This is a genomic window from Thermaerobacter sp. FW80 (genome assembly GCF_004634385.1).
GTDB lineage: Bacteria > Bacillota > Sulfobacillia > Thermaerobacterales > Thermaerobacteraceae > Thermaerobacter > Thermaerobacter composti.
This window is the reverse complement of the sequence record NZ_CP037895.1, coordinates 1293251-1313746: the sequence shown is the minus strand read 5'-3', so window position 1 is coordinate 1313746 and position 20496 is coordinate 1293251. Positions and strand designations below refer to the sequence as shown.

Below are 20496 nucleotides of genomic sequence, written 5' to 3'. Positions count from 1 at the left end.
GGCAAAGGAACCAGTGGGGACCGACCACGGCCAAGGCTTCGCAAAATGGCGCGCTTCAGCCCCTTGGCCGCCGGTTCCACACGGGGAGGGTTAACCGTGGGAGAACCCGTGATCGTCGAGGCAGTCCGCACGCCCTTCGGCAAGCGCGACGGCGTCCATCGGGCGACCCGACCCGACAAGCTGCTGGCCCTGGCCCTGCGGGGGCTGCTGGACCGCACGGGGCTCGACGCCGGGGCGGTGGACGACGTGGTCACCGGCTGTGTCACCCAGACGGGCGAGCAGGGCGCCAACATCGGGCGGCTGGCCGTGATGCTGGCCGGGTTCCCGGTGACGGTGCCGGCGGTCAGCCTCAACCGCATGTGCGGCTCGAGTCAGCAGGCGATCCACTTCGCCGCGCAGGCCATCGCCGCGGGCGACGCTCGTTTCGTGATCGCCGCCGGCGTCGAGAGCATGACCCGGGTGCCGATGTTCAGCGACATCCGGGGCGGCTTCGAAACGCTGAACCCCGAACTGCGGGACCGCTACGAGCTCATCCACCAGGGCGAGAGCGCCGAGCGCATCGCCGAGAGGTGGGGCATCTCCCGGCAAGAGGCGGACGAGTACTCCGCCGAGAGCCACCGGCGGGCTAGCGCGGCCGCCCGGGAGGGGAGGAACCGGGAGATCGTGCCCGTGGAGGGCCTGGACCCGGAGGGCCGCCCCGTCACCGTCACCCGGGATGAAGGCATCCGCGACCGGGTCGACCTGGGGCGCATGGCCGCCCTGCCCCTGGCCTTCCGGCCCCAGGGCAAGGGCATCGTCACTGCGGGCAACAGCAGCCAGATCTCCGATGGGGCGGCAGCGGTGCTGGTGGCGGATCGCGAGGCGGCACGGGCCGCGGGCCTCCGCCCCAAGGCCCGCTTCCGGACCCGCGTGGTGGTGGGCGACGACCCGACGATGCAGCTGACGGGGGTGATCCCGGCCACGCGGTTGGCCCTGGAGCGCGCCGGCCTCACCCTCCGCGACATCGACTGGATCGAGATCAACGAGGCCTTCGCCACCGTGGTGCTGGCCTGGGCCCGGGAACTGGACCCGGACATGGAGAAGGTGAACCCCTGGGGCGGAGCCATCGCCCACGGGCACCCCCTGGGGGCCACGGGGGCCGGATTGATGGCGAAGATGCTGGCGGGGCTGGAGGCCACGGGAGGCCAGTTCGGCCTGCAGGTCATGTGCATCGGGCACGGCATGGCCACGTGCACCATCATCGAGCGGCTCGCGTAGCGCCACCCACGTCAGGCGACACCAGTGGCTGCGCTGGTGCAGCGACGGGGCAGCGGCGACGAAGGATGGGCAGCGGGACCACCAGCCCAACCCACCCCCCACCCCGCCGGGCTCGCCGGCGTCCGTCCGCCCGCGGGCCCATCCCACGGGCGGGTGGTCGCCCCGGGAAGGGGCGGCTGAAGGGTAGAGGGGCAGAGAACGGGCGGGATGAACCTTGCCGGAGAGGAGGTCCGTCCTTGGAGGTTCAGGGTGCCACGTTCCTCGTGACCGGCGGCGGCTCCGGCCTGGGTGCGGCCACCGCCGAGCTGCTGGCCGAGGTCGGTGGTCGCGTGGTGATCGCCGATATCAATCGTCCGGCCGGGGAGGCGGTGGCCGCGCGGCTGGGCGAGCGCGGCCGGTTCGTCCCCACCGACGTGACCGACGCGGAGAGCGTGCAGCAGGCGGTCCGGACGGCCGTCGACGCCTTCGGCGGATTGCACGGCGTCGTCAACTGCGCCGGCATCGCCATCGCGGAGAAGGTCTTGGGCCGGGAGGGGCCCCACGACCTGGACCGGTTCCGCCGCGTCATCGAGGTCAACCTGGTGGGAACCTTCAACGTGATCCGGCTGGCGGCGGCGGTCATGGCCCAGCAGGAGCCCAACGCCGAGGGCGAGCGCGGCGTCATCGTGAACACCGCTTCGGTGGCGGCCTTCGACGGCCAGATCGGCCAGCCGGCCTATTCGGCCTCCAAAGGCGGCGTGGCGGCCATGACCCTCCCCATCGCCCGGGAGCTGGCCCGGCACGGGATCCGCGTCGTGGCCATCGCGCCAGGCATCTTCGACACGCCGATGATGGCGGGGCTGCCGGAGCCCGCCCGCAAGTCCCTGGAGCAGCAGGTCCCCTTCCCGCCCCGCCTGGGCCGACCGCGGGAGTACGCCATGCTGGTCCGGCACATCGTCGAGAACCCGATGCTGAACGGCGAGGTCATCCGGCTGGACGGGGCGCTGCGGATGGGGCCGCGCTGAGGCGCGGCCCCATCCGGCGTCAGTCCTGCGCCGCCTGCCTGCCGTTGCCTTCCTCCAGGGCGGCCAGCCGACGGGCCAGTTCGTCCAGGGTGCGGTAGGCGCGGACCAGGCGCTTGACCAGGTTGAGCTCGGCCAGGGCCGTCATCACGTGATCCTGGGCGTGGATGGCGAGGAAGCTCGGCGGCGCCTGCTCCATCGACTGGATGAGCTCGGTCTGCCACCGGTGTCCCTGCTGCAGCTCCTCCTCGGCTTCGGCGAGGCGGCGCTCCGCCGCCTCGAAGTCGAACCGCTCGGCGGCATCGAGGGCTTCGTAGGCCTTGGCCCGGGCGTTGCCGCCGTGCAGGACCAGCTGGAAGATCGCCTGCTCGAGCTTCTCCAACCAAAGACCCTCCTCGACTCCGGTCACCCCATGGCTTGACGCCCCGGCGCACCACGGCGTGTCGCCCACCGGCGCCGGAGGCCGGTCCCGTCGCCAACCCCGAAGGCGTGCGGGCCTCCCCACCGCCCCCGGCCCACCCCGCCTGCGTTGAGCCACGCCCCCCTGCCTCCACGACCCACGGGTCCCCGGAAGGACCGCGCCGACCCGACCCCGACCTCCTGCGGTCCGCGGGAGAGCCGGCCAGCGCCCGTCACCCGTTCTGCTCCTGGGCGAGCAGCGTCCGCTCGTACTGCTTGAAGAAGGGCCAGTAGATCAGCGCCGCGATGACCGCATCGATCACCTGGACGAGGCCCGCCAGCACCGACCCCCTGGTGGCGATGAAGCCGCCGAGGAAGATGGGCACGGTGAAGGGGGGCTGGACGATGATGGGCGGCAGGACGCCCGATGCGAAGAGGAGATAGTTGATCGTGACGATCACCGCCGGCGCGAGGATGAACGGGATCATCATGATCGGGTTGAGCACGATGGGAAGCCCGAAGATCACCGGCTCGTTGATGTTGAAGATCGCCGGGATCAGCGCCGTCTTCCCGACCTGGCGCAGCTGGTGGGACCGCGACAGCAGCATGAAGATCACCAGGCCCCACGTGGCGCCGGATCCGCCTAGGTGCGCGAACATGTGGAAGAACGGCTCCGTGACGATGCCGTGGGCGGGCTGTCCGGCGCTGACCGCCTCCGCGTTCTGGGCCAGCTGGGTCATCCAGAACGGGTAGGCGACCGACGAGACCACGTTCATCCCGTGGATCCCCAGGCTCCACAGCAGCATCATCAAGACGATCATGCCCAGGGCCGCGGGATACGAGTTGGAGACCGCCACCAGCGGGCTGAATACCTTGAGCACCGCCGCGGGCAGCGTCATCCCCGTGCGCGCCCACACCACCCACTCCAGGAGCCACGCCGCGGGGAGCACGATCATGAAGGGGAGCAGCGCCCGGAAGGTGCGCAGGACGTAGGGCGGCACGCCGGGCGGCAGCTCGATGGCCAGTCCGCTCCGGACGAACAGGCGCATCAGCTCGGTGGCGGCGATGGCGATGAGGATGGCGACGAACAGTCCCTGGCCGCCCAGGTTGTCCAGCACGTCGCCGAAGCGCACCGCGGAGAGATCCTCGACCGGGAAGGCGGTCATCAGGAAGGCGAGCATGGAGAGGATGCCCGCCAGCACCGAGTCCACCTCGCGCCGCTCGCCCAGGCTGTAGCCGACGCCGAAGGCCACCACCAGCGACACGAGCCCGAAGGTGAGGTGGAAGGGGAAGAGGATCTCCGCCTGATAGGGCTCCACGGCCCGCGCCCAGGCCTGGATCGGCCCCCACTGCACCGACGCGGGCGGGTTCGCCACGATGAGGAAGATCGAGCCCGTCAAGATGACGGGCAGGGCGAAGATCACGAAGGCGTCAAGGCCCGTGGGTCGACCACGTCGACCGGGATGCCGTGCTCGGCGGCGACGCGCTCCACCTCCCCCTTGAGGTGGCGCACCTGGGGCTCCAGGAGGGCGACGTCGAACTGGCCGGCCTTCTTCTTGAACTCGCCGGTGCCGCCGGCGTCGGCCACGAGCTCGATGCCCCGCCGCCGGGCGGCTTCCTGCACCTTGCGCGCCAGCTGGCTGGAGGTCGCTCCCCAGCTGCAGAGGATGACGAGCCGGATGGGTCGAGACGTGGAATCGGACACGGACGCAACCTCCTTCCGCTGCCGCCGCTGCGGCCGGTGTTATTTTAATCCTCCGCCGAACGTCGGTCCAAAGGCTCGGACCGCGGCCCCGGCGGTGCGCCGCTTCGCGGTCCGTCGTCGGCGTGCCCCGCGGGCGGCTCCGGCCGCTCCTCCCCAGCGGCCCGCGGGCGGGAGCGGGTTCCGGGCAACCGGCCCGCCCGCCGCAGGGCGTCGCGCAGGACGTACTCGATCTGCGCGTTCACGCTGCGCCACTCGTCGTCGGCCCAGCGCCGCAGCGCGTCGTAGATCGCCGGGTCGAGCCGAAGGAGGAAGCGCTTCTTCGCTTGCTGCCGCCGTCTCTCGGGCACGGCTGCTCCCTTCCCGTGGGAGGGACGGGGCGGGATGCCGGCCATGCGACCCATCGGGCCGCGCGCCCGGGCGCCCCGCCCCGACCGCATCCCGTTGCTCCCCGCCGCTGCCGGTTCGTCCGCCGAACGCGGCGACGGCACGCGACGGGGATGCGAACGCCCCATTCGACGGTCCCATTCGCCGGTTCAGTCCGTATCAGTAGATGGTGCCGGTGTTGATCACCGGCTGCGCGGCTCGCTCGCCGACGATGGCGACCATCAGGTTGTTGATCATGACGGCGCGGCGCTCGTGATCCAGGTCCACCAGGCCGCTGCGCTGCACCTCGGCCAGGGCCATCTCCAGAGGTACACACCCCCAGCCGACAAGAACAACACCACCAGCAGGCCGAGGATCCCCGGCCGGGCACGGACCCGCGTCTCCTGCATCGGCACTGACCTCCCCGGAGCGCGAGCACGCGTCTTGCGATATCTTGTTGATATCAATTTGCTCTCTAATGGCACGCCTCCTTCTGACCCCTTGCCCCGCGGCACCCAAACGGCACGTTCCTTCCGGGGGATTGGCCCGCGCCCTGGCGGCGGTCGAAGGCAGGGACTCGGATGGGGAGTGAAACAGGACACCAGGCGCGAGGCGACCACGGGGGCGGCTGGCGACTCCCCGGTTCTCGGCAGCGCGACGCTGCCGGCACAGGACGTCGGGCTTCCCTGCGAAGGGTACGAGCGGGACCATCGTCGATTGCGATACCGTCGTGCGGGTTCCTACGGACTGGTGGTGCCACCAGGCCCGCCCTGCCGGCCATCGCCCCGCCGCAGGCAGCAGTGCTTGTACTTGCGCCCGCTGCCGCAGGGGCAGGGGTCGTTGCGGCCCACCTTCTTCCGACGTACCGGCTCGGGTCTGATCCACCGGCGGAAGACACCGACCAGCCACGCCAGGGCGCCCTCCGTGGCCTGCCACGCTCCCAAGGCCATGTTCCAGTAGATCAACGCCTCTTCGCGCCCACCCGGGGTGAAGGATTCAGGCTCGTCGAGGTCGGCCAGGTCCTCTGCCAGCAACGGGACGACGTGGGGATTGGTGGCAAAGGCTTCCCAGGCCGCCCGGCGCGCCGCCCACCCGTCGCCGCCCCGCTGATAAGTGCACAGGGCGCGGGCGTACAGCCAAAAGGCGCTGTCCTCGTCGTGTTCACGGAGCAACGCCTCGGCCTCGTCGCTGCGCTTCGTCTCGAGCAACCAGTGCACCAGGAGGTAACGGACACCCTGGTTGTCGTTGGGGTTGAGGCGTAGGAGCTCGCGGCCGTGGGCGATCGCCTCGTCCCTGCGCCCGGCCTGGTAAAGGGCCTGGGCCAGGGCGAAGCGGGCCCGCATGTAGGGGCGGGTGGTGACCAGACCCCAGAAATGCCCGGAATCTTCCTCGAACACGCGGGCACCCAGGGCCCGTTCCCCTGCGCGCACCCCCTCTGTGTAACAGCGAATGGCCTCTTCCAAGGAGTCGGCCTCATGGCCCAGGATCACCCAGGCATCCGCGCAGTCGGCGGAAAGGGACAGCGCCTCGCGGGCCAGGCGCACCCGCTCGGCAGGGTCGTCGGCCTCCCAGGCCGTGTAGGCCAGCTCCTGCGCCAACTCCAGCGCGGATTCGGCGGGAAGCTCCGGGAGTCCACCCTGCTCCAGGTACCCTTGCACGAAGGCATTGAGCTCTTCCGCACTGGCGAACTCCCGGCCCTGGAGCAGCCGATCCAGCTTGCGCAGCTCCCGCTCCGTGGCCATCCACAGCCCGCGGGGCGGACCTTCCCGATGGTTCGGGCCAGGGGGGTGCCCGGAATCGTCCCCCACCTGGTCGCCGCGCCGCCGGCGGGCCTCCTCCGCGGCGGATCCTGCGATCGAGCCGATCTGGTGGTCCATCTGGGCGAGCAACGCGGCGAGGATCAGCGCGTTGCGACCCCGGGCGACGGCGCGCAATGCCTCGAGTTCGGAACGCAAGCGCCGCAATTCGTCCGCGGTGACCTCGACGACCACCCCCTCGGCGGTCTGCCGGGCCCGGTCCAAGATCCGTAGCGCCTCTGGGGACAGCTCCGGCTGGCGGCGGAATTCCCGCACCTGGAAGGGCGAGGCGAAGATCAGCACGCCGACCTGCGGGGCATCGGGGGGCAGGCGGTCCTGGCGACGGTCGAAGGGGGTCCCCTGCCAGCCGCGGATCACGCCGCCGTCGCCGCAGACGGGACATCGCCAGCGCACCTCTTCCCGATCCTCCGGCCCGGTGCACCGTACCCAGAGGTGCCCGCGGCATGGGTGGCGATCGGGACGCCGCCGGCACCGGAGGGGGGTCAGCACCTCCTCCCCGGGCCGCTGGGCCGAGGCCGCGGCCACGATGGCCCCGTAATACCGCGCCAGCGCGCCCGGGCGCCCGGGAGCGGGCTGCCCGCGTTCGTCCAGCAGGTGGCGAAGGTGGGTCACCTGGTCCATCGTGCGCCGCCCCCTCCCCATGCGGTGGCGTGCGGGCGGCTCAACATGCCCGTTGCCGCGTTCCCTCCGACCCGCAACAAGGATCCGGCCCCGCCGGGACGTCTCCCCGACGGGGCCACGCGCAGCCGCAGTGCTGGTCGGTGCCGGGGGCGGGAGTCGAACCCGCACGGGCTCGCGCCCAGCGGATTTTGAGTCCGCCTCGTCTACCAGTTCCGACACCCCGGCGCTTGGCACGCGCGGGCGCGTCCCCACCCGCGCGTGCACGAGCATCGTAACACAGGCGCGGCGACCGCCACAACGGGCCGCCTTCGGACCGGCCGCATCCGGCGACGGCCGGGCGATCGCCCCGCGAGGCCTGTCCTATTACGCACTTCCGGTCCGGCGGGAGCCGCCGGTGACGCTCCCAAGGACCCGCACGGGCCCCGCTCCACGCAGCACCCTCGCCTAGGGCTGCCCCTCGCCGCCGCCATCCAGGACCGCCATCAAGCGGGGCGCGCACCGCACCAGATTCGGGTGGACCATCATCACGCGGCGCGCCAGCTGGTGGACCGTCTGGCGGATGTCCCACTGGGCCTCCGGCTTTCCGCGCAGGGTGATCAGGTGGTACAGCTGCCACAGGTCGAACTCGGCCTGCACCCGGCGCCGGTGGGCATTGGTCACCACGTAGTGGGCCGCCAGGGGCAGGCCCGCGCGCACCAGCCGGAGGAACAGCCGCTCCGCGGCGTCCACCGCTCGCATCAGCACCGGCGCGAGCCCCGCCTCCTGCACCCGCGGCGGCACGGTGACGCCGTGCTCGATGCCCGGCGCCTGGGGCGCGAAGTGCATCCGCCGCGAGTGGCGCAGGAGCTGATGCCAGTTGGCCTCGGACACGGTGAGCTCCACCCGGTAGCGGACGAACTTCAGCGCGTCCGGCGGCGGGTCGTGGGGCCCCAAGGCCTCGACGGCGCGCGCGAACAGGGCGATCTTCTCCGCCGGGGTCATGCGCGCCAGGACGTCGTCCGTCTCCGGCCATCCGCCGGAGCCGAACTCCGTGAGCCAAGCGCTCAGGACCACGTCCAGGGCGGCTTGTTCGTCGGGGGTGGTGGTACCAGGGACGTCGCCGGTCGCTGCGCGCGGCCCCGTCGCATCCCCGCCGGACGTGGCGTCGCGGGAGGCGCGGGCGTCCCGCCCCGTCCAGTCCAGCAGCACCACCGGGTCGCTGGCCACCGCCCGCACCTCGCGGTAGCGACCCAGGGCCGCGGCGACTCCCCGAGCCACGCCCTCCTCCGCGGCACGGATGCGGGGATTGGGTTCGGCATACCGAACCAGGGTGGGCAACACCTTGGTGACCTCGCTCCGGATCGCCTCGGCCAGGCGGGTCGTCTCCGCGTACGGATCCGACAGCAACCGGACGATGGCATCGCGCAAGGCGCGCCCGTTGCCCACCATGCCCAGGTTCGTCTGGACGGCCAGGGTCAACGCGTACCGCGCGTCCTCGAAGGCCAGCCTCTCCAGGCGGGTGCGCCGTGCCCGGGGCGTCTCGCCGGCCCGGGCCGGTTCGACCCGGTCCAGGTGCTCCACCAGCCCGTGCAAGATCTGCTGGTAGGCGTCGTAGGTGACGTCCTGGACGCGGTGGAAGTCCTCCAAGAGCGCCGGGTCGCCGGCCGCCTCCAGCTCCGGCGGCACGACGTAGGCGCCGCGCGGCGGCATCTGGTAGCGCTGGCTGTATTCGATGAACGACAGCCATGGGTTGGCCGTCTCGAGCCGCGCGCTGGCCAGGCGCGAGATCCCCTCGATGCCCACCGCCGCCTTGGCCAGTTCGGCCACCGACGCGTGGCCGTAGCCGACCACCCACTTCTCGTGGAACTTGCGCGCCTTTTCCGCCGCGATGGCCACGGACCCCGCGACGTCAGCCGCCGCAGCCGACGGAGCCAGCGCAGAACCTCGGTCCTCATCGTCCGCCGCCGCGGCCACCTGCTCCGCGCTGGCGGCCGACACCGGCTGGGGCTGGGCTGGCAGACCCGCCAGCAGGTCCAGCTCGGGATCCTCCATCAGACGCAGGAGGTTCTCCCGGAAGCTGCGCGGGCTGCGGCTGACGTAGGCGAAGATCACCGCCACGACCTCTTCGGGCAGGTTGTAGATCGCATACACGTTGCCATCGAGGTTGCTGACGTAGCGGGCCAGGAGCGCCCGCTGGCGGGGGGTGTAGCGCGAGGAAGCCGTGGACATGGACAAGGCGAGCACCGCCTCCGCACGCCCGACGGCTTGGCCGCTGTTGCCGTCATCCCCTCGACCATCCCTGGTGTCCGGAGGCACCAGGACCGGTGGGGCCGGCGGCCCTTCGTCGGGCATTCGATGCACTGCAGGGAGCCATTCGACATTCGTTCGACTTCCGTTCGACAGAACCTGCTCGCCTTTGCGCGGGGCCTCGCCGACCGGTCTCCCCGGCCCCCCCATCCCTCGCGCCCGGTCGCGAGGGGTTCACACGTCTTCAAGGCCCCCGTGGCGGGTAGCCAAAGAAGCTACGGGGCTGGGGTCATCCTGGGTCGCCACAGCCGCGGAGTCGAAACCAGGCGGCGTTGTGGCCAAAGGGCAGAGGCTGCACGACAATGGGGCCAGGAGGTGGGCCACGATGAACCCCGCGCCCAAATCCCGAGCCGCCCTCCCGGCGGGGATCCGCCTCGGGCCCGTGTACCTGCGGGTCCGCCAGCTGGACCGCATGCTGGAGTTCTACAGCGGACTCCTGGGTCTTTTCCCGTCGCGTGCACCGGTAGGGACAGGTGGTTCGTCCCCAGGCACGGCGGGCGCCCCATCCGCAGCAGCCGCCGGACCTACCCGCGCTGCCGGCGATGCCGGCGCAGCGGTCTGGCTGGCCGCCGCCCCTGGCGACCCTCCCCTGCTCTGCCTCGAAGAGGCGTCCGATGCGCCACCGCGCCCGCCGCGCACCACGGGTCTGTACCACGTGGCGCTGCGCTACCCCCGACGGGCGGACCTGGCCCGCGCCTTCCTGCGCCTGCGAGAGGCGCGATGGCCCTTCCAGGGTTTCGCCGATCACGGCGTGAGCGAGGCAATCTACCTGGCCGACCCAGAGGGCAATGGCCTCGAGCTCTACGCCGACCGACCCCGGGAGCGGTGGCCGCGGCGCAACGGCGGGGTGGCCATGTACACCGCCCCCCTGGACCTGGACGGCCTGGTCGCCGCCGGCAGGGCGGCCCCCAACTCCGTCGCGACGCAGCCGCCCCCAGGGGGAACCCGATCCTCCGGCGACCCGGCGGCCGGGGGTCCCGCCCCCGGGAGCGGGGGCAGAGCCCCGGTGGGCGGGACCGCTGACTTGGCAGCCGGCGGAGAGGCCCCGGCGGCGGAGGCGGTGGGGCCCGTGGTCGGGCACATCCACCTGCAGGTCTCCCGGCTTGAGACGGCCGAGGCCTTCTACTGCGGCGTGCTCGGCTTCGAGGTCACCCAGCGGGACTTCCCCGGTGCCCTGTTCGTGGCGGCGGGCGGATACCACCACCACCACCTCGGCTTCAACGTCTGGGCTGGCGAAGACGTGCCACCCCCGCCCCGCGGGGCTGCCGGTCTCGCAGGGTTCGCCATCCAGTTGCCTGGGGACGCGGACCTCCAGGCCGTCTTGGATCGGGCCCGGGCCGCGGGCGTCAGCGCCGATCCCTCGCCCCGCGGGTGGGTTATGCACGACCCCGACGGAAACCCGGTCTTCCTCACCGTCTGACGGCGCCCCCTGCAGGCGCGGGCGCGCCGCGCCCCCGGGCGGGTCCGGCGCCGTTCGTCCCGAGTCGCGCGATTTCCCGGGCAATGGACGCCGGCCGCCCCGGATCGTGCCGTCGCGGCAACAGGATTCGACCACGCCCGGCCGAACACTTCTACCATGACGACACCGACCCCGCGCCACGTCTTCGAGGTCTTCACCCTGGGCTTCCTGGTCCGGGAGGGCCAGGTCCTGCTGCTGGAACGGCGCAAGCCGCCCAACGCGGGGCGCTGGAACGCGCCGGGCGGGAAGCTCGAAGCCGGCGAGGACCCCATCCAGGGGGTCGTCCGCGAGTTCGCGGAAGAGACGGGGCTGGTCCTCCAGGACCCGGTCCTGCGGGCGATCCTGTGCTTCCACGAGTTGGACGGCCGGTGGCGGCCGCAGATGATCTACACCTTCTTAGCCCATGCCGCCAGCGGGGAGCTGCTGGCATCCGAGGAGGGCCGGCTCGCGTGGTGGCCGGTGGAGCAGGTGCTCCGCGACCCCCGGGTGGTCGGCAACATCCCCCTCTTCTTGCCGCGCATGCTGGAACCGGAGCCGCCCTTCGTCTTCATCGCCGCCTACCGCGACGAGCGGCTGGAGGGATATCGCATCGCGCCGCTGCTGTCGGCGCCGGTTCCGATCTCCCCGACCGCCGGTCGTCCGGGACCGCAGGCGGGTTGAGCCGGCGTGCAACACTGGCGCGAAAGGGATGGAGGTCGTCTGCCGCCCCGGCCCCGTTCCCGCGCGGCGTCGTGCCCGTCATCCCTGGCCGCGCCGCTTGCGACCGTTCCACCTCCTGCCGCTCACCGATCCCCGATTTGCGGGCCGCGGATCAGACGGTTTACGCTGGGGCCGGGAGGCGAGTTGGGGGGTCGGACGGTGACCGAACTGCCCCCGCGGGTGGCACGGCTCTTCCACAATTACGACGTCCGCACCATCGACGCCGAGCGGGACCGGCAACTGGTCATCCTCACCGTGCTGGCGTACGGCGAGTGGGAGGACATCCAGTGGCTCTTCCGCACCTACGGGTGGGATGCGGTGCGGGACGTCGTGGCCCGCGACCTCCAGACCGTCCGCAGCCTGCCCCCGTCGGTGCTGAACCTCTGGAGCATCGTCTTCTGGGGCAAGCCCCTGCGCCCTCCTGAGCCGCGGGAAAGGTGGGCGCCGACGCGGAGCCCCGAACCACCGAGCTGACAGGCACAAGGTGGCTGGCCCATCGATGCACTGGGAGCTCCTAAGCGACGACATGCGCACCGTGCTGCTCCGCCTCCGCGAGGCGGGGCTCTGTGAGGGGTTCTACCTCACCGGCGGAACCGCCCTGGCGCTTCACCTCGGCCATCGTCGCTCGGTGGACCTGGACTTCTTCACGCGGCGTCCCCAACGCACGATCCGGGCTGCAGTCCTTCAGAAGGCGTGCTCGCGGGTGTTCGACGCCTCCGAAATGCGGCTGATCCTGCGGGAAGCCGACCAGGTGTGGTTTGAGCTCCGCGGCGTGAAGACGACCTTCCTCGCGTATCCCTTCCCCAGGGTCCGCCGGCTCCACCATGCGGAAGGCATCGCCATCGCAGCCGTGCAGGACATCGCGCTGCAGAAGGCCTATGCCATCGGTCGCCGGGCGACGGCGCGGGACTATGTCGACCTGGCATACATCTTACACAGCGGAGCCGTGTCGTTGGAGCAGATCGTGCACGATGCCCGGCGGGTCTTCGTCCTCGATGGGGAACCTGTCTTTTCGGTTCGCTCGTTCCTTTCCCAGCTCGTCTACGACGCCGACCTTCCCGACAAAGACGTGGCGGTCTCCCTCCTCCGCCGTCGGGAGGACTTCGCTTCGATCATGGCCCTCCTGCGAGAGGAGGTCCGGCGGACGACCCCCCACCTCCTTGGCTTCGCCGATGACCTCGCTGCCCAGGATCACTGAGGACGGTCCATCAGACCCTGTAGGGATGGTCTACGTGCGTGGCGCCCTGGGTCGCGAGGGCCCGACGCCCTTCAACCTGACCCTGGCCGAGGTGGCGATCTGGGCCCTCGGTGCGTGCTCGCTCCTTGCTATTGAGATGCCCGGGGAGCCGGTTCGTCCGCAGCGGCCTCGCCCGCCCCGAGCCCGAAGGCGGCGTGCACCGCCCGCACCGCGTCATCCACCCGCTCCCGGGCCACCAGGCAGGAGATGCTGATCTCCGAGGTGCTGATCATCTCGATGTTGATGCCCGCCGCCGCCAGGGCGCCGAACATGGTGGCCGCCACGCCAGGCTGGGTCGCCATGCCGGCGCCGACGGCGCTGACCTTGGCGATGCCGTCGTCCACCACCAGGCGCTCCGCCGGCAGCTCCCGCACCACCGGCTCCAGGATGCGCCGGGCCACGGCCAGGTGCCCGTCGGCGATGGTGAAGGCGATGTCCTGGTGACCGTTCCGGGCGACCGACTGGCTGATCATGTCCACGTTGATCCCGGCCTCGGCCAGGGCGCTGAACACCCGGTGGGCGATGCCCGGCACGTTGGGCACCGAGACCAGCGCCAGCCGCGCCACGTGGCGGTCGGAGGCGACGCCGCTGACCGGGCGATCGGGCTCGATGGCACCCGCCGGCACGACCCGCGTCCCCGGGTGGTCGGAGAAGGTTGACCGAGCGTGGATCACGATGCCGTGGTGCTGGGCGCAGGTCACCGCCCGGTGGTGGAGCACCTGGGCACCCAGCCGCGCCAGCTCCATCATCTCGTCGTAGGAGATCACGGGGAGGAGCTGGGCGTCGGGCACCACCCTGGGGTCGGCGGTGAAGACGCCCTCCACGTCGCTGAAGATCTCGCAGCGGTCCGCCCCGAGGGCCGCGGCCAGGGCGACGGCCGTGGTGTCGGAGCCGCCGCGGCCCAGGGTGGTGACGTATCCCTCGGCGCTGAGCCCCTGGAACCCCGCCACCACCGGGACGAACCCGGCCCCGAGCGCCTCGCGCAGCCGCTCGGGCGCGATGGCCCGCACCCGGGCGCTGCCGTGGGGCCCCTCGGTCTGGATGCCCGCCTGCCACCCGGTGAAGGAGCGGGCCGGCACGCCCAGGGCATCCAGGGCCATGGCCAGCAGCGCGGCGCTGGTCTGCTCGCCGGTGGCCATCAGGGCGTCCAGTTCCCGCGCGGGAGGTTCGGGGTGGAGCTGCCGGGCCAGATCGATGAGGTCGTCGGTGGTGTCCCCCATGGCCGAGACGACGACCACCAGGTCGTGCCCTTCCTTGCGGGCCTCCGCCACCCGCCGGGCCACGTGGCGGATCCGGTCGGGCCCTGCGACGGAGCTGCCGCCGAACTTCCACACCCACAGCGCCAAGGCTCATTCCTCCGTCTCGCGCCGGGCAGCGCGCCACCCGCCCCGCCTCGGAGGGACCGGGGGGACCTCAGGGACCGGGCCGCCAGGCCCCGCCCTACCGGCCCTTCCGCTTGCAGGACGAAGCGCGCTGCCGGTGACGTCCTAAACTGTCTGTAAACGCGAAGCGGTCTGGGCTACCATCGGTGGCGTCGGAAAACTCGCCCCAGCTGGGGCACACCGAGGAGGACCCAGACCTATGTCCAGGATACCACCCAGCCAGCAGTTGGCGGAGCTGGCCCGGCAGCTGGCCGCGCAGGCCCGGGAGGGTACTGAGGTCGAGGACCTGACCCATGCCCTCGTCCGCCTGGGCGCCCGCAAGCTCATCCAGGAGCTGCTGGAGGCAGAGGTCACGGAGCTTTTGGGGCGCGGACGCTACGAGCGGCGCGAGCCTGGCCAGGAAGGCGCCCGCAACGGCTACAAGCCGCGGACGCTGCGTTGCGCCGAGGGGCGGCTCGAGATCGACGTCCCCCAGGTGCGGGGCATGGAGGGACTGTGCCAGCCCACGCTGTGGAGGGCCCTCAAGCGGCGGACGGACGTGCTGGAGCGCCTGGTGGTGGAGATGTACGCCCGGGGCCTCTCTACCCGGGACATCGAGGATGCGCTGGCGGAGCTGGCGGGCAGCGAAGCGCCGCTTTTGAGCCGGTCCACCGTGAGCCGGATCACCGAGGCGCTCCACGAGGAGTTCGAGGCCTTTGCCCAGCGGGACCTGTCAGGCCTCGACGTGGTGTACCTGTTCGCCGACGCCATCTACGAGTCGCTGCGCCGGCAGGCGGGCTGCCGTGAGGGCATCCTGGTCACCTGGGCCATCTTGAGCGACGGCAGCAAGGTGCTGGTGCACCTGAGCCTGGGCAACAAGGAGCGCTACGAGGACTGGCTGGAGCACTTCCGGGATCTGGTGCGCCGGGGGCTGAAGACGCCGCTGACGGTGACGACGGACGGGGCGCCGGGGCTGATCCAGGCGGTGGAAGCCATGTGGCCGGAGGCGGAGCGCATCCGCTGCTGGGTGCACAAGATGCGGAACGTGCTGGACAAGGTGCCGGAGGAGGCGCGGCCCGTGCTCAAGCCCTACCTGGAGGCGATCCGGGACGCACCGGATATCGAGCAGGGCCGGCGGCTGGTGGCCGAGGTGGTGGAGCGGTTCGGGCGGGAGTATCCCTCGGCCATGCGGAGCCTGCAGGAGGACCTGGAAGCGAGCCTGGCGCACCTGCGGCTACCCGCCGCCCACCGCAAGCATGTCCGGACCACCAACCTGGTGGAGCGCAGCTTCGAGGAGGAGCGGCGGCGCGCCAAGGTGATCCCGCGGTTTCGGAGCGAGCGGGAGTGCCTGAAGCTAGTCTTCGCCGTGCTGTGGCGGGCGAGTGAGCGCTGGCGGCGGGTGCAGTTCAGCGAGCACGAACGAAAGCAGCTGGAGCGCTACATCGAGGAGCGGCAACGGCAAAGAGCGGCGCAGAAAGAGGTTTCACCCGCTGCCACCGTGGCATGACCCAGACCGCTTTTACAGACAGTTCGGGACTTGACCCGCGCTGCCTGGCAGACTCCTTGTCGGGTATTGTTCCGTCCGGCGGGCAGGCTGTCAAAGGGTGTGGGGAGCGGCCCACGGGGAGGGGCCGCCGGCGGGAGGATGCGATTCCCGACGACACGACGCGCTCCTTCAATTCCTCAACGGTCATCGGAGATTTGATCGTCGCCACGTCCCACCGCAGACTTCGCAGGTTTGGGTGGATATTACCATCCCGGAAGGGAAAGATATGAATGCTGTCGACCGGTCGCCAGGTGGCGGGATCGTAAGGAGAGAGCGACCGACGTAGGAAGAAAACGTGGAGTTTTCCGCTTTCCCGAATGAGGTCTTCACGGTGATCCATGTCTGGCTCCATCCTTGTAGAGGATCCCCCAAGGACCCGAAGGAGGATTTCCTCGTTAGGGTTCCAGTCAGGCGTGGCATAGACGACGTCCGCCACTTCGATACGGAAATCGGTGTACGGGGTGTAAGGTATATCAGTACCAGACGGTGACGAGACAGGGCGCTCCCAGCCGTCTTCCGTTGCCTCAAGCAGTGTCTCACCTACCTTCACGGCTCGCCCGACGACGATCAACTCAGCTGCCCAGATAGCTTCATCCAAGGATTTTACCTCGGGGTCGATGGACATTAGGATCCGACCCTCGTTGTTGTCGATGCTTTGGCGGTAACCCTGAAGGCCAACCCATACCACCGTTCCTGCCAGCACGAGCGGAATGATGGGAAACATCCATGCGATTGCTCCGCTTTTCCGCATGGTTTCTGCCTCCTTCCTATGGCCAGATGGTGTTGAGTCCCCGAATATCCCCCGATCCGGGGAAGCTCGTGGTGCGCTCGGTCCAAGCCAGGTCAAGTCCCGAACTGTCTGTAAAAGCGGTCTGGGTCATGCCACGGTGGCAGCGGGTGAAACCTCTTTCTGCGCCGCTCTTTGCCGTTGCCGCTCCTCGATGTAGCGCTCCAGCTGCTTTCGTTCGTGCTCGCTGAACTGCACCCGCCGCCAGCGCTCACTCGCCCGCCACAGCACGGCGAAGACTAGCTTCAGGCACTCCCGCTCGCTCCGAAACCGCGGGATCACCTTGGCGCGCCGCCGCTCCTCCTCGAAGCTGCGCTCCACCAGGTTGGTGGTCCGGACATGCTTGCGGTGGGCGGCGGGTAGCCGCAGGTGCGCCAGGCTCGCTTCCAGGTCCTCCTGCAGGCTCCGCATGGCCGAGGGATACTCCCGCCCGAACCGCTCCACCACCTCGGCCACCAGCCGCCGGCCCTGCTCGATATCCGGTGCGTCCCGGATCGCCTCCAGGTAGGGCTTGAGCACGGGCCGCGCCTCCTCCGGCACCTTGTCCAGCACGTTCCGCATCTTGTGCACCCAGCAGCGGATGCGCTCCGCCTCCGGCCACATGGCTTCCACCGCCTGGATCAGCCCCGGCGCCCCGTCCGTCGTCACCGTCAGCGGCGTCTTCAGCCCCCGGCGCACCAGATCCCGGAAGTGCTCCAGCCAGTCCTCGTAGCGCTCCTTGTTGCCCAGGCTCAGGTGCACCAGCACCTTGCTGCCGTCGCTCAAGATGGCCCAGGTGACCAGGATGCCCTCACGGCAGCCCGCCTGCCGGCGCAGCGACTCGTAGATGGCGTCGGCGAACAGGTACACCACGTCGAGGCCTGACAGGTCCCGCTGGGCAAAGGCCTCGAACTCCTCGTGGAGCGCCTCGGTGATCCGGCTCACGGTGGACCGGCTCAAAAGCGGCGCTTCGCTGCCCGCCAGCTCCGCCAGCGCATCCTCGATGTCCCGGGTAGAGAGGCCCCGGGCGTACATCTCCACCACCAGGCGCTCCAGCACGTCCGTCCGCCGCTTGAGGGCCCTCCACAGCGTGGGCTGGCACAGTCCCTCCATGCCCCGCACCTGGGGGACGTCGATCTCGAGCCGCCCCTCGGCGCAACGCAGCGTCCGCGGCTTGTAGCCGTTGCGGGCGCCTTCCTGGCCAGGCTCGCGCCGCTCGTAGCGTCCGCGCCCCAAAAGCTCCGTGACCTCTGCCTCCAGCAGCTCCTGGATGAGCTTGCGGGCGCCCAGGCGGACGAGGGCATGGGTCAGGTCCTCGACCTCAGTACCCTCCCGGGCCTGCGCGGCCAGCTGCCGGGCCAGCTCCGCCAACTGCTGGCTGGGTGGTATCCTGGACATAGGTCTGGGTCCTCCTCGGTGTGCCCCAGCTGGGGCGAGTTTTCCGACGCCACCGATGGTAGCCCAGACCGCTTCGCGTTTACAGACAGTTTAGGACGTCACCTCCAAGCCACAAACATGACGTTGGCACTGTTGGACGTTCGGAGATGGTCATCAAAGAAGGCGACGACCCGTTGCCGATAAGCATCCGGCGCCGTGGCGTAGGCCTTGACGTGCCCCGCCCCCTCCACCTCCCACAGTTCCACCGGCACCCCCGACCGCTCGGCCACGATCTGCAGGTGGCGGCTGTGGTGGGGACCGATCACCGTGTCCGCGGTGCCGTGGATGAGCAAAAGGGGTGTGGGCGCCATCCGCGTTACCGCCTCCACGGGCCGCACGCGTTCGGGGTGGACGTCGACCAGCGGCGGCAGCAGGGTGCGGATCAGCCAATTGAAGGGGAAATCGGGCAGCCCCGTCCAGTGGGACAGGTTCTCCTCCAGGTAGGTCTGCAGGTCGGCGAAGGGCGCGTCGGCCACCACGGCCTGGACCGGCTCGACCCCGCCGGCGGTGAGGATCGCCGTCACCGCCCCCATGGACCAGCCCAGCAGGCCCACGGCGTGGTCCGGCCCGTGGGTGCGGCGCACCCACTCCACGGCCGCCGCCAGGTCCTGCACCTCGTCTTGGCCTACCGTGGTGCGGTCGCCGCCCGACTCCCCGCTGTTGCGGAAGTCGAACATCCGCACGTTGAACCCGGCCCGGACCAGGGCCGCTGCTACATCCAGGGCGGGTACGTCGTCCTGCAGCCGGTTCTTCCCGTAGCCGTGGGCGAAGATCACCGTCCGGGGCGCCACGCCGCCCGCCGCGGGGAGGAACCAGCCCTCGAGGCGGACGCCGTCGCGGCTCGTGAAGGTCACGTCCTCAAAGGCCAGGCCGCGGCTGGAAGGGTCCGTCGTCACCGGCTCCCGCTCGGGGTGGATCAGACCCAGCCCCACCTGCCAGGAGATGGCCACGCAAGCCGCTGTGGGTGCACCCGTTCGCCCCGGAAGTTGCTTCCACCTTCCGCCTCGCAGCCCGCCTCGGGACCCCCGCCCCGGGACCAGGGACCGGCAACGGGCCAAAGGGTGGCGGCACGCTCTCCCGCATCGGGGGCTCGCCCCCGCCCCGGGGCCAGGGAACGGCAACCGGCCAGGGGCCGCCGAGAACCTCTCGGCGACGCCTGGCCGGTTCTTCTCGCGGCCGGTTCTTCCCGCGACCGGTTCTGTGTGAGGCCACGGCCCCCTCTCCGGTGGCCGGTCCAGCATCGAAGCCGCTCTCCGCGAGCTCGTCCCCTGCGAGGCCGCGGCCCCCCTCGCCGCCGGGCCGGTTCAGCGCGAGGCCGCGACCAGCCGCTCGGCCGGCAGGGTGATCTCCGCGATGCGGCCCGCCAGTTCCAGGAAGGCCTTGGCCACCTGGCTCTCGGGCGCGTGGATCGCCACCGGCTTGCCCGCGTCGGCCGCCTCGCGCAGCTCCTCCTGGATGGGCAGCTGGCCCAGCAGGCGCGTGCCCAGCTTCTCCGCCAGCTGCTGGCCGCCGCCCCGGCCGAAGATCTCGTGGCGCTCGCCGCAGCTCGAGCACACCAGATACGACATGTTCTCGATCACGCCCAGCACCTCGTGCTGCACCTTGCGGGCCATGATGCCCGCGCGCTGGGCCACCGTCACCGACGCCGGCTGCGGCGTGGTCACCACCACGACCTGCGCCCGCGGCAGCTTCTGCATGATGCTCAGCGGCACGTCGCCCGTGCCGGGCGGCAGGTCGATGAGGAAGAAGTCCAGGTCATCCCAGAGCACGTCGGCCAGGAACTGTTCGACGGCGCCCATCAGCATCGGCCCGCGCCAGATCAGGGGCGTGTCGGCGTCGACGAAGAAGCCCATGGACATGACCTGCATGCCGTGGGCGGGGATCGGCACGATGGCCTTGTTGAAGGCCACGGGCTTGCGCCCCTCGATGCCCAGCATGCCGGGGATGCTGAAGCCGTAGATGTCGGCATCCAGCACGCCGACCTTGTAGCCCAGGACCCGCAGGGCCGCGGCCAGGTTGGCCGTCACCGTGGACTTGCCCACGCCGCCCTTGCCGCTGGCGATGGCCAGGATCACGGTCGGGGAGTCGTCCGCCATGATGCGCGACTTGGGCTGGCGCGGCTGCCGGAACTTCTCGATCAGCTGCTGGCGCTCCTCGTCGGTCATGGCCCCCAGGTGGACCACCGCCTCGGTCACCCCCGGGATGGCCAGCAGCTTCGACTCCACGTCCTTCTTGATCTCGTACCGCAACGGGCAGCCCCGCACCGTCAGCGCGACCTCCACCTCGACGCGACCGCCGTCGATCTGGAGGTCGCGGACCATGTTCAGCTCCACCAGGTTGCGGTTGAGCTCGGGGTCCTTGACCTGCGCCAGCGCGTTGAGGACCTGCTCCCGCGTCACCTCGGACACGGTGGCGTCCCCCCTTTCCACGCCTCCATTGTACCAGCCGTGGGGCGGCGGCCATGCCCCGGGCATCCGGACGAACGCAGCCTGCCCTCGGGGTCGGGCTCACCGCGTCGCCCGCGCCGCCCCGCCTCGGGGTC

At 70.8% G+C, this 20496-nt stretch carries 17 protein-coding genes, 1 tRNA gene and 1 pseudogene; 7 read left to right on the top strand and 12 right to left on the bottom strand.

Features of this window, described 5'->3' with window-relative positions:
- Positions 1 to 96: 96 nt before the first annotated feature.
- Positions 97 to 1257 carry a thiolase family protein gene (locus E1B22_RS05620; RefSeq protein ID WP_135224893.1) on the top strand — a complete coding sequence of 387 codons (1161 nt, stop codon included), beginning with the start codon at positions 97 to 99 and terminating at the stop codon, positions 1255 to 1257.
- 236 nt (positions 1258 to 1493) lie between these two features.
- On the top strand, positions 1494 to 2261 hold the full coding sequence (locus E1B22_RS05615) for a 3-hydroxyacyl-CoA dehydrogenase (protein ID WP_135224892.1): 768 nt from the start codon (positions 1494 to 1496) through the stop codon (positions 2259 to 2261).
- 19 nt (positions 2262 to 2280) lie between these two features.
- Here E1B22_RS05615 and E1B22_RS05610 read toward each other — a convergent pair whose 3' ends face one another.
- From E1B22_RS05610 to E1B22_RS05575, 8 genes and pseudogenes are all read right to left on the bottom strand, one after another.
- The gene (locus E1B22_RS05610) at positions 2281 to 2640 is read right to left on the bottom strand and encodes a PTS lactose/cellobiose transporter subunit IIA (protein WP_135224891.1); all 360 of its coding nucleotides are present in this window, start codon (positions 2638 to 2640) and stop codon (positions 2281 to 2283) included.
- Positions 2641 to 2890: 250 nt separating this feature from the next.
- Positions 2891 to 4081, bottom strand: a complete 1191-nt coding sequence (locus tag E1B22_RS05605) for a PTS sugar transporter subunit IIC (protein WP_135224890.1) — start codon at positions 4079 to 4081, stop codon at positions 2891 to 2893.
- Complete coding sequence (locus E1B22_RS05600; RefSeq protein WP_243123770.1) at positions 4078 to 4362, bottom strand: PTS sugar transporter subunit IIB; 285 nt, start codon at positions 4360 to 4362, stop codon at positions 4078 to 4080. Before E1B22_RS05600 ends, E1B22_RS05605 begins: the two co-directional genes overlap by 4 nt.
- Before the next feature lie 44 nt (positions 4363 to 4406).
- Complete coding sequence (locus E1B22_RS14070; RefSeq protein WP_371413488.1) at positions 4407 to 4709, bottom strand: hypothetical protein; 303 nt, start codon at positions 4707 to 4709, stop codon at positions 4407 to 4409.
- 196 nt (positions 4710 to 4905) lie between these two features.
- Positions 4906 to 5019 (bottom strand): annotated as a pseudogene (locus E1B22_RS13695) (SPFH domain-containing protein); the annotation flags it as partial.
- Between the two features lie 446 nt (positions 5020 to 5465).
- Entirely contained in the window at positions 5466 to 7163 is a 1698-nt protein-coding gene (locus E1B22_RS05585) for an SEC-C metal-binding domain-containing protein (protein ID WP_167758853.1), read from the bottom strand.
- A gap of 141 nt (positions 7164 to 7304) precedes the next feature.
- A tRNA-Leu gene (locus tag E1B22_RS05580) sits at positions 7305 to 7388 on the bottom strand.
- Positions 7389 to 7607: 219 nt separating this feature from the next.
- Positions 7608 to 9371 (bottom strand): FAD-dependent thymidylate synthase, encoded by a 1764-nt coding sequence (locus E1B22_RS05575; RefSeq protein WP_135225974.1) that lies wholly within the window; start codon positions 9369 to 9371, stop codon positions 7608 to 7610.
- Between the two features lie 403 nt (positions 9372 to 9774).
- Here E1B22_RS05575 and E1B22_RS05570 point away from each other — a divergent pair, with 403 nt between their 5' ends.
- The 4 genes from E1B22_RS05570 (at position 9775) to E1B22_RS05555 (ending at position 12805) form a co-directional block, all read left to right on the top strand.
- Entirely contained in the window at positions 9775 to 10869 is a 1095-nt protein-coding gene (locus E1B22_RS05570; RefSeq protein ID WP_135224888.1) for a VOC family protein, read from the top strand.
- A 156-nt stretch (positions 10870 to 11025) separates the two neighbouring features.
- The gene (locus tag E1B22_RS05565; protein WP_135224887.1) at positions 11026 to 11568 is read left to right on the top strand and encodes an 8-oxo-dGTP diphosphatase; all 543 of its coding nucleotides are present in this window, start codon (positions 11026 to 11028) and stop codon (positions 11566 to 11568) included.
- A gap of 198 nt (positions 11569 to 11766) precedes the next feature.
- Complete coding sequence (locus E1B22_RS05560) at positions 11767 to 12081, top strand: hypothetical protein (protein WP_135224886.1); 315 nt, start codon at positions 11767 to 11769, stop codon at positions 12079 to 12081.
- Between the two features lie 25 nt (positions 12082 to 12106).
- A complete protein-coding gene (locus E1B22_RS05555) occupies positions 12107 to 12805 on the top strand; it encodes a nucleotidyl transferase AbiEii/AbiGii toxin family protein (protein ID WP_135224885.1) in 699 nt (232 codons plus the stop codon).
- Between the two features lie 128 nt (positions 12806 to 12933).
- Here E1B22_RS05555 and E1B22_RS05550 read toward each other — a convergent pair whose 3' ends face one another.
- On the bottom strand, positions 12934 to 14190 hold the full coding sequence (locus E1B22_RS05550; protein ID WP_135224884.1) for an aspartate kinase: 1257 nt from the start codon (positions 14188 to 14190) through the stop codon (positions 12934 to 12936).
- 235 nt (positions 14191 to 14425) lie between these two features.
- Here E1B22_RS05550 and E1B22_RS05545 point away from each other — a divergent pair, with 235 nt between their 5' ends.
- On the top strand, positions 14426 to 15712 hold the full coding sequence (locus tag E1B22_RS05545) for an IS256 family transposase (RefSeq protein WP_135224104.1): 1287 nt from the start codon (positions 14426 to 14428) through the stop codon (positions 15710 to 15712).
- A 916-nt stretch (positions 15713 to 16628) separates the two neighbouring features.
- On the opposite strand, the gene E1B22_RS05540 is transcribed toward E1B22_RS05545, so the two are convergent.
- The 3 genes from E1B22_RS05540 to E1B22_RS05530 all read right to left on the bottom strand — a co-directional run bounded on the left by E1B22_RS05540 (position 16629) and on the right by E1B22_RS05530 (position 20362).
- Positions 16629 to 17915, bottom strand: coding sequence for an IS256 family transposase (locus E1B22_RS05540; RefSeq protein WP_135224104.1), 1287 nt, complete (start codon positions 17913 to 17915; stop codon positions 16629 to 16631).
- A 98-nt stretch (positions 17916 to 18013) separates the two neighbouring features.
- The gene (locus tag E1B22_RS05535; RefSeq protein WP_243123769.1) at positions 18014 to 18904 is read right to left on the bottom strand and encodes an alpha/beta hydrolase; all 891 of its coding nucleotides are present in this window, start codon (positions 18902 to 18904) and stop codon (positions 18014 to 18016) included.
- 354 nt (positions 18905 to 19258) lie between these two features.
- On the bottom strand, positions 19259 to 20362 hold the full coding sequence (locus E1B22_RS05530) for an Mrp/NBP35 family ATP-binding protein (RefSeq protein WP_135224883.1): 1104 nt from the start codon (positions 20360 to 20362) through the stop codon (positions 19259 to 19261).
- Positions 20363 to 20496 lie beyond the last annotated feature (134 nt).